This is a genomic window from Streptomyces sp. NPDC026417, assembly GCF_055567695.1.
This window is the reverse complement of the sequence record NZ_JBVHPY010000018.1, coordinates 90,413-105,133: the sequence shown is the minus strand read 5'-3', so window position 1 is coordinate 105,133 and position 14,721 is coordinate 90,413. Positions and strand designations below refer to the sequence as shown.

The window sequence follows — 14,721 nt, the reverse complement described above, 5'->3', positions numbered from 1 at the left end:
AGGTGAGGACGAGTGACGGACGCCGTGGGCTCCATCGACATGCCTGATGCCCAGGACGAGGCGCCGGAGTCCAAGAAGAAGACCCGCAAGGGCGGCAAGCGTGCCAAGAAGGGCCCGCTGAAGCGCCTTGCCCTCTTCTACCGCCAGATCGTCGCGGAACTCCGCAAGGTCGTCTGGCCGTCTCGCAATCAGCTGACGACGTACACGACCGTGGTGATTGTCTTCGTCATCATCATGATCGGTCTGGTCACCGTGATTGACTATGGACTCGATCACGCCGCCAAGTACGTCTTCGGCTGAGCCAAGAGCGAAGGGCGCCGTCACCGGCGCCCCTTTCGCGTGTTCCACCCCCATGTATCCAGGAAGAAGCAGCCACCGTGTCTGACCCGAACCTGAACGACGCCACCGAGTCGGTCGAGTCCGCTGAGGACGAGCTCGACATCGTTGAGGCGGCGGACGCCGAGGACCCGGACCAGGCCGAGGCTGCCGACGCCGAGGCGGGCGAGCCCGCCGACGAGGCGTCACAGGTCGAGGACGAGTCCGACGAGTCCGCCGACGACGTCGAGGCCACCGACGACACCGAGGAGACGGCGTCCGACGAGGACTCCGCCGACGAGGCCGTCGCCGAGGAAGAGGCCGAGCCGGTCGACCCCGTCACCGCCCTGCGCGAGGAACTGCGCACCCTCCCCGGCGAGTGGTACGTCATCCACACCTACGCCGGTTACGAGAACCGCGTGAAGACCAACCTCGAGCAGCGCGCCGTCTCGCTGAACGTCGAGGACTTCATCTTCCAGGCCGAGGTGCCGCAGGAAGAGGTCGCGCAGATCAAGAACGGCGAGCGCAAGACCATCCGGCAGAACAAGCTCCCCGGCTACGTGCTGGTGCGCATGGATCTGACGAACGAGTCCTGGGGCGTCGTCCGCAACACCCCGGGCGTCACCGGCTTCGTGGGCAACGCCTACGACCCGTACCCGCTGACCCTGGACGAGATCGTCAAGATGCTCGCCCCGGAGGCCGAGGAGAAGGCCGCCCGCGAGGCCGCCGAGGCCGAGGGCAAGCCGGCTCCGGCCCGCAAGGTCGAGGTCCAGGTGCTGGACTTCGAGGTCGGCGACTCGGTCACCGTCACCGACGGCCCGTTCGCGACGCTGCAGGCGACGATCAACGAGATCAACGCCGACTCGAAGAAGGTCAAGGGGCTCGTCGAGATCTTCGGTCGCGAGACCCCGGTCGAGCTCTCCTTCGACCAGATCCAGAAGAACTAGCCCTTCTGGAACAGATGCCTCCGACCAGGTCAGACAGGCTCTCGCAGCCGGTCTGACCTGCTCGGTTTTTGGCCGCGCACAGATACCCGTTATCGTTGTGCGGTATGCCTCCATCCGGATCATTGGTCCGGTTGAGGGCAGCCGTCTGGGGCGACTCGGACGTAGGAAGGCGAAAACGAAAGAGGACCCGGAATGCCTCCCAAGAAGAAGAAGGTCACGGGGCTTATCAAGCTCCAGATCCAGGCCGGTGCCGCCAACCCGGCTCCGCCGGTCGGCCCCGCGCTGGGCCAGCACGGCGTCAACATCATGGAGTTCTGCAAGGCCTACAACGCCGCGACCGAGTCGCAGCGCGGTTGGGTCATCCCGGTGGAGATCACGGTCTACGAGGACCGCTCCTTCACCTTCATCACCAAGACGCCGCCGGCCGCGAAGATGATCCTCAAGGCTGCGGGCGTGGAGAAGGGCTCCGGCGAGCCGCACAAGACCAAGGTCGCCAAGATCACCCAGGCGCAGGTCCGTGAGATCGCCACGACCAAGATGCCCGACCTGAACGCCAACGACCTGGACGCCGCGTCGAAGATCATCGCCGGCACCGCCCGTTCCATGGGCATCACGGTCGAGGGCTGAACCCCACCTCGTAAGTCTTGAACCGTGGAAGGGCCTGCTCGGCCCGGACCACGACTCCTCAGAACACACAGGAGCAGTAGTGAGCAAGCGCAGCAAGTCTCTCCGCGCTGCGGACGCCAAGATCGACCGGGACAAGCTCTACGCCCCGCTCGAGGCCGTCCGTCTCGCCAAGGAGACCTCCACGACCAAGTTCGACGGCACCGTCGAGGTCGCCTTCCGCCTGGGTGTCGACCCGCGCAAGGCCGACCAGATGGTCCGTGGCACCGTGAACCTCCCGCACGGCACCGGTAAGACCGCCCGGGTCCTGGTCTTCGCGACCGGTGACCGTGCCGAGGCCGCGCTCGCCGCGGGCGCCGACATCGTCGGCTCCGACGAGCTCATCGACGAGGTGTCGAAGGGCCGTCTGGACTTCGACGCCGTCGTCGCCACCCCGGACCTCATGGGCAAGGTCGGCCGCCTCGGCCGTGTCCTCGGCCCGCGTGGTCTGATGCCGAACCCGAAGACCGGCACCGTGACCCCGGACGTGGCCAAGGCCGTGACCGAGATCAAGGGCGGCAAGATCGAGTTCCGCGTCGACAAGCACTCGAACCTGCACTTCATCATCGGTAAGGCGTCCTTCGACGACTCCCAGCTGGTGGAGAACTACGGCGCCGCGCTGGACGAGATCCTTCGTCTGAAGCCGTCCGCCGCCAAGGGTCGCTACATCAAGAAGGCCGCGATCAGCACCACGATCGGCCCCGGCGTTCCCGTCGACCCGAACCGCACCCGCAACCTCCTCGTCGAGGAGGACCCGGCCGCCGTCTGAGCCCAGCGCTCACCGAGGCAGCCGCGTCGCGCACGCGATGTAGATGCACAGGACGGGCCCCGCACCTTTCGAGGTGCGGGGCCCGTCCCCTTTCTCCCGGCTCCCGCGGGATGCGCGAACCCCGCCCCCGCGCCAGTGGCCTGCGCTAACGTGCCGATCACAGTCATCGCTCAGGGGTGGGGGACATGATCAGCACCGTGCTGCGGCGTGCGGGCCTGTCGATGGCCGTGCTCGGCGCCCTGACCGGCACCCTGACCGCCTGCGGCCCGGACGACTCCGCACCGGGCCGGGACGACGACCGCGGCGCCGCCGTGAACCCCTCGGTCACCGCGGCCCTGAAGGAGGTCCGGAGCAGGACGCACCGGGCGGGATCGGCCCGCGTCGACTGCACCATGGCGCTGGGGGACACGGTGGCCACCCGGTCCAAGGGCACCCTCGGCTGGAGCAAGGGCCTCTCGGGCACCCTGACCATCACCTACACCGGCGGCAGCTGGGCCCGGACCATGCGGGATCTCGGCAACAGCTCCACGCCGGCCCGCTTCGTCTCCCGGGCCTACTACGCCCGGATGAGCGACCGGTTCGCCACCGTCTCCGGCAGCGGCAGGCACTGGATCCGGTACGACTACGACGCCTCCGTAAACTTCACCCCGGCCCAGTCCGTGGAACTGCTCCTGGCGGCGTCCGACGCCCGCGAGGCCGGTACGGAGCGGGTCCGCGGAGTCCGTACGACGCACTACACGGGCACCGCGACCGCGGCCGGGCTGGGCCGTTCGCACCCCGGGCTGACCGCCGCGCAGGTGGCCGGACTCCGGAAGTGGTTCACCCAGGCCGGGGTCACGAAGGAGAAGGTCGACATCTGGGTCGACGCCGAGGGCCTGCTGGTCAAGCGGTCGGAGCGGGGCGAGACGGAGAACGGCACCTCGCTGACGACGGCGTACTACCGCGACTTCGGGACCCCGGTCCGGGTCCCCGAGCGACCGCCCGCCGACGACACCGTCGACTTCGCGGACCTCGCGGACACGAAGACCCCCTGACCCGGCCCGACCGGCCTCACGTGCCCCTGTGGTCCCACGGAACTCGGGAGACCGCGCGAATCCCGCTGGGTTACGCTCTCCGCTCTTGCTGTGAGAACGCTGTCCGTTCCTTGGGGGGAACCATGCTGACGACTGTGCGCGGAACCGTACGACGCGGGACGACCGGAGTGGCACTCGCCGCCCTCGCCCTGGGCGGGGGAGCGGTCGCGTGTTCCAAGGGCGGCGAGGAGTCGCCGTCGATGGCGCCCGCCGCCGCCGTGGCCAAGGCCGCGAAGAACACGGAGGACATCACGTCCTTGCGCTACCGGATGAAGGGCCAGGTCCCGGAGCAGGGCCGGGTGGAGGCCGAGGCCTCGATGAGCATGAAGCCGATGGCCATGAGCATGAAGATGTCGGCGAAGGACGCGGGGCCCGACAGCGGAGAGGTGGAGCTCCGCTTCGTCGACGGCGCGCTCTACGTGAGCGGCGGCGCCGAGGCCGCCGAGGAGATGGACGGCAAGCACTGGATGAAGTTCGGCGTCACGGAGAAGGGCGGCGCCTCCGGTGCCGGCGGCCTCGGCATGCAGGACCAGGTCGAGAAGAACCCGGCCCAGGAGTCCACGTTCCTCACCGGCTCCAAGGACGTGAAGAAGGTCGGCACCGAGAAGGTGGACGGCGTCGAGACCACCCACTACAAGGGAACGGTCACCCTCGACGAGTTCCGCGACGGACTCAAGGACGAGGACAAGGCCACGCGCAAGTCGCGCGAGAAGAGCCTCAAGCAGTACGAGGACATGGGCGTCGACAAGCTCACCATGGACATGTGGATCGACGAGGACGAGCACACCAAGCAGTTCCGGATGCGCGGTGACGCGGACAAGGGCCCGCTCGACATGACCATCACCTTCCTCGACCTCAACAAGCCCGTGACGGTGCGCGCCCCGGCCGCCGCCGACACCGTCGACCTGGCCGAGGCCCTGAGCGACGCCCAGGAGGGCTGAGCCCGCCCCGGCGCCCGACAGGCACCCGTACCAGGCGCTCCCCGCCCCGGCAGGGCGGGGACACCGCGGTCCGGACCGGTGCCTTCCGGGTGGATTTGCTCGACGGCGATGCGTTCGCGTACTCTTCCACAGAAGCCAAAGACCGCTGGTCGTTGCCGTGCGCTCGTCAGAGAGTGCGGCGGCCGAAGGATCCGCTGAAACTGCGGACGACCCGCGTAGGTGACTGTGGATGTGCTCCCGGGAGTTCGCTCGCGAACAGCCGGTCGAGCCACGCCCCTGCGCCTGCGCCGGGGCGTTTTGTTTTGTCGGCCTCTTCTGAGCGGTCCTCATCACCCGGAAGGAGGCCACGCTTATGGCAAGGCCCGACAAGGCTGCCGCGGTAGCCGAGCTCGCGGACCAGTTCCGCAGCTCGAACGCCGCCGTGCTGACCGAGTACCGGGGTCTCACCGTGGCGCAGCTCAAGACGCTGCGTCGTTCGCTCGGTGAAGACGCCCAGTACGCCGTGGTGAAGAACACGCTGACCAAGATCGCGGCCAACGAGGCCGGGATCAACCAGCTCGACGACCTGTTCAACGGTCCGACGGCGGTTGCCTTCATCACCGGTGACCCGGTGACGTCGGCGAAGGGTCTTCGTGACTTCGCCAAGGACAACCCCAACCTCGTCATCAAGGGCGGTGTCCTTGACGGTAAGGCGCTGTCCGCCGACGAGATCAAGAAGCTTGCGGACCTCGAGTCCCGCGAGGTTCTGCTCGCCAAGCTGGCGGGTGCCATGAAGGGCAAGCAGTCCCAGGCTGCCGCGCTCTTCCAGGCGCTCCCCTCGAAGTTCGTCCGCACCGCGGAGGCGCTTCGTGCCAAGCAGGCCGAGCAGGGCGGTGCCGAGTAATTCGGCTCGCGCATTGACCGCCGCCTGAGGCGACGGTCGCAGCGGGCCGAACGTACGCCCGCCTCACCAGTACATCCGGCACCTGCCGAATTAGTGGAAGGACGCCATCATGGCGAAGCTGTCCCAGGAAGAGCTGCTCGAGCAGTTCGAGAACCTCACCCTCATCGAGCTCTCCGAGTTCGTGAAGGCCTTCGAGGAGAAGTTCGACGTCACCGCCGCCGCCCCGGTCGCCGTTGCCGGTGGTCCGGTTGCCGGCGCCCCGGCCGAGGCCGCTGAGGAGCAGGACGAGTTCGACGTCATCCTCACGGGTGCCGGCGACAAGAAGATCCAGGTCATCAAGGTCGTGCGTGAGCTGACCTCCCTGGGTCTGAAGGAGGCCAAGGACCTCGTGGACGGCGCTCCGAAGCCGGTCCTCGAGAAGGTCGCCAAGGACGCCGCCGAGAAGGCCGCCGAGTCCCTCAAGGGCGCCGGCGCCTCCGTCGAGGTCAAGTAACACCACGAGTCCCGCGAGGGGCTCACGCGCGCCGACACAGCCGCTCCCGTAGCGCTGTAACGCTGACGCACCGAAGAGCGATCACCCACTTGGGTGGTCGCTTTTCGGCGTTCAGGGGGTCCCCGAGCGGCTGCCTTGCGCTGCCGGTCGCGACGAGTATGGTGATCTTCGTCGTGCCTCCGGCGGACCCTGGACGAGCGGCACGTGACGTTGGCAGCATCTTGTTCGGGCTTGGGGGGCCTTGACGAACTGCACGGAGCGCGCAATTCTCAGGACGCGTCGTCACAACGATCCGGATCCGAGGCATGGATCGGCGGCGAAGAGGGCAGTATCGATGTGCATCGAGGGCATGGCTTGCAGCAGGGGTTGAGAACAACGAGGGTCTTCAAAAACCCGCACTGGACATCAGTGGGCCTAGTGGCTACACTGACCCTTTGCGCTGCCTGTTAGCTGCCTCCTGCCCGTCACCAGGGGCATACCCTCGCTTGACCGCCGACGATCGAATCATCTCTGACCTGGCCTTATCGGCCGAAATCAGGAACGGTTCGTCTCTGTGTCCGAGCTGGGGACCGGTACGCGCGTAGTGAGTCCGAGCCCTCGGAAGGACCCCCTCTTGGCCGCCTCGCGCACTGCCTCGACCGCGAATACGAACAACGGCGCCAGCACCGCCCCGCTGCGCATCTCCTTTGCAAAGATCAAGGAGCCCCTCGAGGTTCCGAACCTTCTTGCGCTGCAAACCGAGAGCTTCGACTGGCTGCTCGGCAACGACGCGTGGAAGGCTCGTGTCGAGGCGGCTCTGGACAACGGACAGGACGTCCCCACCAAGTCCGGTCTGGAGGAGATCTTCGAGGAGATCTCCCCGATCGAGGACTTCTCCGGGTCGATGTCGCTGACGTTCCGCGACCACCGCTTCGAGCCTCCCAAGAACTCCATCGACGAGTGCAAGGAGCGCGACTTCACGTACGCGGCCCCGCTCTTCGTCACCGCCGAGTTCACCAACAACGAGACCGGCGAGATCAAGTCCCAGACGGTCTTCATGGGCGACTTCCCGCTCATGACCAACAAGGGCACCTTCGTCATCAACGGCACCGAGCGTGTCGTGGTGTCGCAGCTGGTCCGTTCGCCGGGTGTCTACTTCGACTCCTCCATCGACAAGACGTCCGACAAGGACATCTTCTCGGCCAAGGTGATCCCCTCCCGGGGCGCCTGGCTCGAGATGGAGATCGACAAGCGCGACATGGTCGGTGTCCGCATCGACCGCAAGCGCAAGCAGTCCGTCACCGTTCTTCTGAAGGCTCTCGGTTGGACGACCGAGCAGATCCTCGAGGAGTTCGGCGAGTACGAGTCCATGCGCGCCACCCTGGAGAAGGACCACACCCAGGGCCAGGACGACGCGCTCCTCGACATCTACCGCAAGCTGCGTCCGGGCGAGCCGCCGACCCGTGAGGCCGCGCAGACGCTGCTCGAGAACCTCTACTTCAACCCCAAGCGCTACGACCTCGCCAAGGTCGGCCGCTACAAGGTGAACAAGAAGCTGGGCGGCGAAGCCCCGCTGGACGCCGGCGTCCTGACCGTCGAGGACATCATCTCGACGATCAAGTACCTGGTGAAGCTGCACGCCGGTGAGACCGAGACCGTTGGCGACAACGGCACGTCGATCGTCGTCGAGACCGACGACATCGACCACTTCGGCAACCGTCGTCTGCGCAACGTCGGCGAGCTCATCCAGAACCAGGTCCGCACGGGTCTGGCTCGTATGGAGCGCGTCGTCCGCGAGCGGATGACGACCCAGGACGTCGAGGCGATCACGCCGCAGACCCTGATCAACATCCGGCCGGTCGTCGCCTCCATCAAGGAGTTCTTCGGCACCAGCCAGCTCTCGCAGTTCATGGACCAGAACAACCCGCTGTCGGGTCTGACGCACAAGCGTCGTCTCTCGGCTCTGGGTCCCGGTGGTCTGTCGCGTGAGCGGGCCGGCTTCGAGGTCCGAGACGTGCACCCCTCGCACTACGGCCGCATGTGCCCGATCGAGACCCCCGAAGGCCCGAACATCGGCCTGATCGGCTCGCTCGCCTCCTACGGCCGGGTCAACGCGTTCGGTTTCGTCGAGACGCCCTACCGCCGGGTCACCGACGGTGTGGTCACCGACGAGGTCGACTACCTGACCGCCGACGAGGAGGACCGCTTCGTCATCGCCCAGGCCAACGCGCCGCTGAGCGACGACTTCCGGTTCGAGGAGGCCCGCGTCCTGGTCCGCCGTCGTGGCGGAGAGGTCGACTACGTCCCCGGTGACGACGTCGACTACATGGACGTCTCGCCGCGCCAGATGGTGTCGGTCGCGACCGCCATGATCCCGTTCCTCGAGCACGACGACGCCAACCGTGCCCTCATGGGCGCGAACATGATGCGCCAGGCCGTGCCGCTCATCAAGTCCGAGGCGCCGCTGGTCGGCACCGGCATGGAGTACCGCTGCGCGGTCGACGCCGGTGACGTCCTGAAGTCGGAGAAGGACGGTGTGGTCCAGGAGGTCTCCGCGGACTACATCACCACCGCCAACGACGACGGCACGTACACCACGTACCGCCTCGCCAAGTTCTCGCGCTCCAACCAGGGCACCTCGGTCAACCAGAAGGTTGTCGTGGACGAGGGCGCCCGGATCATCGCCGGCCAGGTGCTGGCCGACGGTCCCGCCACCGAGAACGGCGAGATGGCGCTCGGCAAGAACCTGCTCGTGGCGTTCATGCCGTGGGAGGGTCACAACTACGAGGACGCGATCATCCTGTCGCAGCGCCTCGTGCAGGACGACGTCCTCTCCTCGATCCACATCGAGGAGCACGAGGTCGACGCCCGTGACACCAAGCTCGGCCCGGAGGAGATCACCCGGGACATCCCGAACGTCTCCGAGGAGGTCCTCGCCGACCTCGACGAGCGCGGCATCATCCGTATCGGTGCCGAGGTCGTCGCCGGCGACATCCTCGTCGGCAAGGTCACGCCCAAGGGTGAGACCGAGCTGACCCCCGAGGAGCGCCTGCTCCGCGCGATCTTCGGTGAGAAGGCGCGCGAAGTGCGCGACACCTCGCTGAAGGTGCCGCACGGCGAGATCGGCAAGGTCATCGGCGTCCGCGTCTTCGACCGCGAGGAGGGCGACGAGCTTCCCCCCGGTGTGAACCAGCTGGTGCGCGTGTACGTGGCGCAGAAGCGCAAGATCACCGACGGTGACAAGCTCGCCGGCCGTCACGGCAACAAGGGCGTCATCTCGAAGATCCTGCCGATCGAGGACATGCCGTTCCTGGAGGACGGCACCCCGGTCGACATCATCCTCAACCCGCTGGGTGTCCCGTCCCGAATGAACCCGGGACAGGTCCTGGAGATCCACCTCGGCTGGCTCGCCAGCCGCGGCTGGGACGTCTCCGGGCTCAGCGAGGAGTGGGCGCAGCGCCTGCAGGCCATCGAGGCCGACCGGGTCGACCCGGGCACCAACGTCGCGACCCCCGTCTTCGACGGTGCGCGCGAGGACGAGCTCGCGGGTCTGCTGCAGCACACCATCCCGAACCGCGACGGCGAGCGCATGGTGCTCCCCTCCGGCAAGGCGAGGCTGTTCGACGGCCGCTCCGGCGAGCCGTTCCCGGAGCCGATCTCGGTCGGCTACATGTACATCCTCAAGCTGCACCACCTGGTCGACGACAAGCTGCACGCCCGCTCGACCGGTCCGTACTCGATGATCACCCAGCAGCCGCTGGGTGGTAAGGCCCAGTTCGGTGGCCAGCGCTTCGGTGAGATGGAGGTGTGGGCGCTGGAGGCATACGGCGCCGCGTACGCCCTCCAGGAGCTGCTGACCATCAAGTCCGACGACGTGACCGGCCGCGTGAAGGTCTACGAGGCCATCGTCAAGGGCGAGAACATCCCGGAGCCCGGCATCCCCGAGTCCTTCAAGGTGCTCATCAAGGAGATGCAGTCCCTGTGCCTCAACGTGGAGGTGCTGTCCTCGGACGGCATGTCCATCGAGATGCGCGACACCGACGAGGACGTCTTCCGCGCTGCGGAGGAGCTTGGCATCGACCTGTCCCGGCGCGAGCCGAGCAGCGTCGAAGAGGTCTGACGGGAGTCCGGTACGGGGGCTCAGCCCTAGGCATGAGCCCCCGTCCGGCCCCAGGACCCCCGTATCAGACCCCATGACTTACAACCCTGAGAGGGATTGACGCATAGTGCTCGACGTCAACTTCTTCGATGAGCTCCGGATCGGTCTGGCCACCGCTGACGACATCCGTCAGTGGAGCCACGGCGAGGTCAAGAAGCCCGAGACCATCAACTACCGCACGCTCAAGCCCGAAAAGGACGGACTCTTCTGCGAGAAGATCTTCGGTCCGACCCGGGACTGGGAGTGCTACTGCGGCAAGTACAAGCGTGTCCGCTTCAAGGGCATCATCTGCGAGCGCTGCGGCGTCGAGGTCACTCGCGCCAAGGTGCGTCGTGAGCGGATGGGTCACATCGAACTGGCCGCCCCCGTCACCCACATCTGGTACTTCAAGGGCGTTCCGTCGCGGCTGGGCTACCTGCTCGACCTCGCCCCGAAGGACCTCGAGAAGGTCATCTACTTCGCCGCGTACATGATCACGTACGTGGACGAGGAGCGCCGCACGCGCGACCTGCCCTCGCTGGAGGCCCACGTCTCCGTCGAGCGCCAGCAGGTCGAGAACCGTCGCGACGCCGACCTGGAGGCCCGCGCCAAGAAGCTCGAGACCGACCTGGCCGAGCTGGAGGCCGAGGGCGCCAAGGCCGACGTGCGCCGCAAGGTGCGCGAGGGTGCCGAGCGCGAGATGAAGCAGCTGCGCGACCGTGCGCAGCGCGAGATCGACCGCCTCGACGAGGTGTGGACCCGGTTCAAGAACCTCAAGGTCCAGGACCTGGAGGGCGACGAGCTCCTCTACCGCGAGCTGCGTGACCGCTTCGGCACGTACTTCGACGGTTCGATGGGTGCCGCGGCGCTGCAGAAGCGCCTGGAGTCCTTCGACCTGGACGAGGAGGCCGAGCGCCTCCGCGAGATCATCCGCACCGGCAAGGGCCAGAAGAAGACCCGTGCGCTCAAGCGCCTCAAGGTCGTCTCCGCGTTCCTGCAGACCAGCAACAGCCCCAAGGGCATGGTGCTCGACTGCGTGCCGGTCATCCCGCCGGACCTGCGTCCGATGGTGCAGCTGGACGGTGGCCGCTTCGCGACCTCCGACCTGAACGACCTGTACCGCCGCGTGATCAACCGCAACAACCGCCTGAAGCGGCTTCTCGACCTCGGCGCGCCCGAGATCATCGTGAACAACGAGAAGCGCATGCTCCAGGAGGCCGTGGACGCCCTCTTCGACAACGGTCGTCGCGGTCGCCCGGTCACCGGTCCCGGCAACCGCCCGCTGAAGTCCCTGAGCGACATGCTCAAGGGCAAGCAGGGTCGTTTCCGTCAGAACCTGCTCGGCAAGCGTGTGGACTACTCCGCGCGTTCCGTCATCGTCGTCGGTCCGCAGCTGAAGCTGCACCAGTGCGGTCTGCCCAAGGCCATGGCGCTGGAGCTCTTCAAGCCGTTCGTGATGAAGCGCCTGGTCGACCTGAACCACGCGCAGAACATCAAGAGCGCCAAGCGGATGGTCGAGCGCGGCCGCACGGTCGTGTACGACGTCCTGGAAGAGGTCATCGCCGAGCACCCGGTTCTGCTGAACCGTGCGCCGACGCTGCACCGCCTCGGCATCCAGGCCTTCGAGCCCCAGCTGGTCGAGGGCAAGGCCATCCAGATCCACCCGCTCGTCTGCACCGCGTTCAACGCGGACTTCGACGGTGACCAGATGGCCGTGCACCTGCCGCTCTCCGCGGAGGCGCAGGCCGAGGCCCGCATCCTGATGCTGTCCTCGAACAACATCCTCAAGCCGGCCGACGGCCGCCCGGTCACGATGCCGACCCAGGACATGGTCCTCGGTCTGTTCTTCCTGACCACCGACGGCGCCCTGCGCGACGTCAAGGGCGAGGAGCGCTCCTTCGCGTCCGTCGCCGAGGCGATCATGGCGTTCGACGCCGGCGAGCTCTCGCTGCAGTCCCGCGTGGACATCCGCTTCCCGGTGGGCACCATCCCGCCGCGCGGCTGGACCCCGCCGGCGCGCGAGGAGGGCGAGCCGGAGTGGCAGCAGGGTGACACCTTCCGGCTGCGGACGACCCTGGGCCGCGCGCTCTTCAACGAGCTGCTGCCCGAGGACTACCCGTTCGTCGACTACGAGGTCGGCAAGAAGCAGCTCTCCGAGATCGTCAACGACCTCGCCGAGCGCTACCCCAAGGTCATCGTGGCGGCGACGCTCGACAACCTGAAGGCGGCCGGCTTCTTCTGGGCGACCCGCTCCGGCGTCACCGTGGCCATCTCCGACATCGTCGTTCCCGAGGCGAAGAAGGAGATCGTCAAGGGCTACGAGGCGCAGGACGAGAAGGTCCAGAAGCAGTACGAGCGCGGTCTGATCACCAAGGACGAGCGCACGCAGGAGCTCATCGCGATCTGGACCAAGGCGACCAACGAGGTTGCCGAGGCGATGAACGCGAACTTCCCGAAGACGAACCCCATCTTCATGATGGTCGACTCGGGTGCCCGCGGAAACATGATGCAGATGCGTCAGATCGCCGGTATGCGTGGTCTGGTGTCGAACGCCAAGAACGAGACGATCCCGCGTCCCATCAAGGCGTCGTTCCGTGAGGGCCTGTCCGTGCTGGAGTACTTCATCTCCACGCACGGTGCCCGTAAGGGTCTGGCGGACACCGCCCTGCGTACCGCCGACTCGGGTTACCTCACCCGTCGTCTGGTCGACGTCTCGCAGGACGTCATCATCCGCGAGGAGGACTGCGGCACCGACCGCGGTCTGCGCCTGGCCATCGCCGAGCGCGACGCCGACGGCGTCCTGCGCAAGGCGGACAACGTCGAGACCAGCGTGTACGCACGTGCGCTGGCCGAGGACATCGTCGTCGACGGTGTGGTGCTGGCCCCGGCCAACACCGACCTGGGCGACGTCCTCATCGACGAGCTGGTCAAGCACGGCATCGAGGAGGTCAAGACCCGCTCGGTCCTGACCTGTGAGTCCGCCGTCGGCACCTGCGCCATGTGCTACGGCCGCTCGCTGGCCACCGGCAAGCTGGTCGACATCGGTGAGGCGGTCGGCATCATCGCCGCCCAGTCCATCGGTGAGCCCGGTACCCAGCTGACGATGCGTACCTTCCACACCGGTGGTGTGGCCGGTGACGACATCACCCAGGGTCTGCCCCGTGTCGTTGAGCTCTTCGAGGCCCGTACGCCGAAGGGTGTCGCCCCGATCTCCGAGGCGGACGGTCGCGTCCGCATCGAGGAGACCGAGAAGACCAAGAAGATCGTCATCACCCCCGACGACGGCAGCGACGAGACGGCGTTCCCGATCTCGAAGCGTGCCCGTCTGCTGGTGGGCGAGGGCGACCACGTCGGGGTGGGCCAGAAGCTCACCGTGGGTGCCACCAACCCGCACGACGTGCTGCGGATCCTCGGTCAGCGCGCGGTCCAGGTCCACCTGGTCGGCGAGGTCCAGAAGGTCTACAACTCGCAGGGTGTGTCGATCCACGACAAGCACATCGAGATCATCATCCGGCAGATGCTCCGCCGGGTGACGATCATCGAGTCCGGCGACGCGGAGCTGCTGCCGGGCGAGCTGGTCGAGCGCGGCAAGTTCGAGACCGAGAACCGTCGTGTGGTCCAGGAAGGCGGCCACCCGGCCTCCGGCCGTCCGCAGCTGATGGGTATCACCAAGGCCTCGCTCGCCACCGAGTCGTGGCTGTCGGCGGCGTCCTTCCAGGAGACGACCAGGGTTCTGACGGACGCGGCGATCAACGCCAAGTCCGACTCCCTGATCGGCCTCAAGGAGAACGTCATCATCGGTAAGCTCATCCCGGCCGGTACGGGTCTGTCCCGCTACCGCAACATCCGGGTCGAGCCGACCGAGGAGGCCAAGGCCGCGATGTACTCGGCCGTGGGCTACGACGACATCGACTACTCGCCGTTCGGCACGGGCTCCGGCCAGGCCGTTCCGCTGGAGGACTACGACTACGGTCCGTACAACCAGTAAGGCGTACGTCATCGGCGGGCGGCCGTCCCTTCGGGGCCGGCCGCCCGTCGGCGTGTGCGGGGGAGCACCGGAATCCGGCGCCCCGGCGGCATCCGGTCCTACGGGTCGTGCCCACGGGCGCCATCCGGTCCTACGGGCCGCTCGGGGCCGCGCATCGCCCGCGGGCACCCCTGATCCCCGCGGAGCCTTCCGGGACCCTGAGGGGCTTCTGGACGCGCTCAGGGCCGTACGCCGGAGGGACGGCACGAGGTGTTGCGGCGGTGTGGCGATCGTGTGGCGGACCCGGCGTGTCCCCTGCGCAGGCATTTGTTTTGACCGGAGTGGATGCGATAGGTACGCTCAGACCTTGTGCCTGGGGTGTGCCCTGGCTCCCGTGCGTGCCTTCAAACCGCAAGGGGAGTCGTAAGCGGCCACCGTAATCTGCGCCCTTTTCGCCTCGCGGCGGGAGTCTGCAGTATTCGACACACCCGACCGCGTGGGTCGGCGACGTTCCAGGTTAGCTTCACCATTCGGCACACAGAAACCGGAGAAG

10 protein-coding genes are annotated in these 14,721 nt (G+C 67.1%); all 10 read left to right on the top strand.

What is annotated here, in order from left to right; all coding sequences use genetic code 11:
* Window positions 1–12 precede the first annotated feature (12 nt).
* The 10 genes from secE (at window position 13) to ACZ4NT_RS26545 (ending at window position 14,189) form a co-directional block, all read left to right on the top strand.
* Window positions 13–300 carry a preprotein translocase subunit SecE gene (gene secE / locus ACZ4NT_RS26590; RefSeq protein WP_121405488.1) on the top strand — a complete coding sequence of 96 codons (288 nt, stop codon included), beginning with the start codon at window positions 13–15 and terminating at the stop codon, window positions 298–300.
* Window positions 301–377: 77 nt separating this feature from the next.
* The gene (gene nusG / locus ACZ4NT_RS26585) at window positions 378–1,262 is read left to right on the top strand and encodes a transcription termination/antitermination protein NusG (RefSeq protein ID WP_121405489.1); all 885 of its coding nucleotides are present in this window, start codon (window positions 378–380) and stop codon (window positions 1,260–1,262) included.
* A gap of 192 nt (window positions 1,263–1,454) precedes the next feature.
* Window positions 1,455–1,889 (top strand): 50S ribosomal protein L11, encoded by a 435-nt coding sequence (gene rplK / locus ACZ4NT_RS26580; RefSeq protein ID WP_030359033.1) that lies wholly within the window; start codon window positions 1,455–1,457, stop codon window positions 1,887–1,889.
* A gap of 79 nt (window positions 1,890–1,968) precedes the next feature.
* Window positions 1,969–2,694: a 50S ribosomal protein L1 gene (gene rplA, locus ACZ4NT_RS26575; protein ID WP_121405490.1), complete on the top strand. Its 726-nt coding sequence runs from the start codon at window positions 1,969–1,971 to the stop codon at window positions 2,692–2,694.
* Between the two features lie 185 nt (window positions 2,695–2,879).
* A complete protein-coding gene (locus tag ACZ4NT_RS26570) occupies window positions 2,880–3,728 on the top strand; it encodes an SCO4651 family lipoprotein (protein WP_467727975.1) in 849 nt (282 codons plus the stop codon).
* A 122-nt stretch (window positions 3,729–3,850) separates the two neighbouring features.
* Complete coding sequence (locus ACZ4NT_RS26565) at window positions 3,851–4,708, top strand: SCO4651 family lipoprotein (RefSeq protein ID WP_467727973.1); 858 nt, start codon at window positions 3,851–3,853, stop codon at window positions 4,706–4,708.
* 352 nt (window positions 4,709–5,060) lie between these two features.
* Window positions 5,061–5,591, top strand: coding sequence for a 50S ribosomal protein L10 (gene rplJ, locus ACZ4NT_RS26560; protein ID WP_121405493.1), 531 nt, complete (start codon window positions 5,061–5,063; stop codon window positions 5,589–5,591).
* A gap of 109 nt (window positions 5,592–5,700) precedes the next feature.
* A complete protein-coding gene (rplL, locus tag ACZ4NT_RS26555; protein WP_121405494.1) occupies window positions 5,701–6,084 on the top strand; it encodes a 50S ribosomal protein L7/L12 in 384 nt (127 codons plus the stop codon).
* A gap of 613 nt (window positions 6,085–6,697) precedes the next feature.
* Window positions 6,698–10,183 carry a DNA-directed RNA polymerase subunit beta gene (gene rpoB, locus ACZ4NT_RS26550; protein WP_121405495.1) on the top strand — a complete coding sequence of 1,162 codons (3,486 nt, stop codon included), beginning with the start codon at window positions 6,698–6,700 and terminating at the stop codon, window positions 10,181–10,183.
* A 106-nt stretch (window positions 10,184–10,289) separates the two neighbouring features.
* Entirely contained in the window at window positions 10,290–14,189 is a 3,900-nt protein-coding gene (locus ACZ4NT_RS26545) for a DNA-directed RNA polymerase subunit beta' (protein WP_121405496.1), read from the top strand.
* Window positions 14,190–14,721: the final 532 nt, after the last annotated feature.

Excerpts from the sequence above, each read along its gene's own strand:
- ACZ4NT_RS26565 (WP_467727973.1), top strand. The coding sequence starts at position 3,851 with ATGCTGACGACTGTGCGCGGAACCGTACGACGCGGGACGACCGGAGTG.
- rplL (WP_121405494.1), top strand. The coding sequence starts at position 5,701 with ATGGCGAAGCTGTCCCAGGAAGAGCTGCTCGAGCAGTTCGAGAACCTC.
- rplK (WP_030359033.1), top strand. The coding sequence starts at position 1,455 with ATGCCTCCCAAGAAGAAGAAGGTCACGGGGCTTATCAAGCTCCAGATC.
- ACZ4NT_RS26570 (WP_467727975.1), top strand. The coding sequence starts at position 2,880 with ATGATCAGCACCGTGCTGCGGCGTGCGGGCCTGTCGATGGCCGTGCTC.
- rplJ (WP_121405493.1), top strand. The coding sequence starts at position 5,061 with ATGGCAAGGCCCGACAAGGCTGCCGCGGTAGCCGAGCTCGCGGACCAG.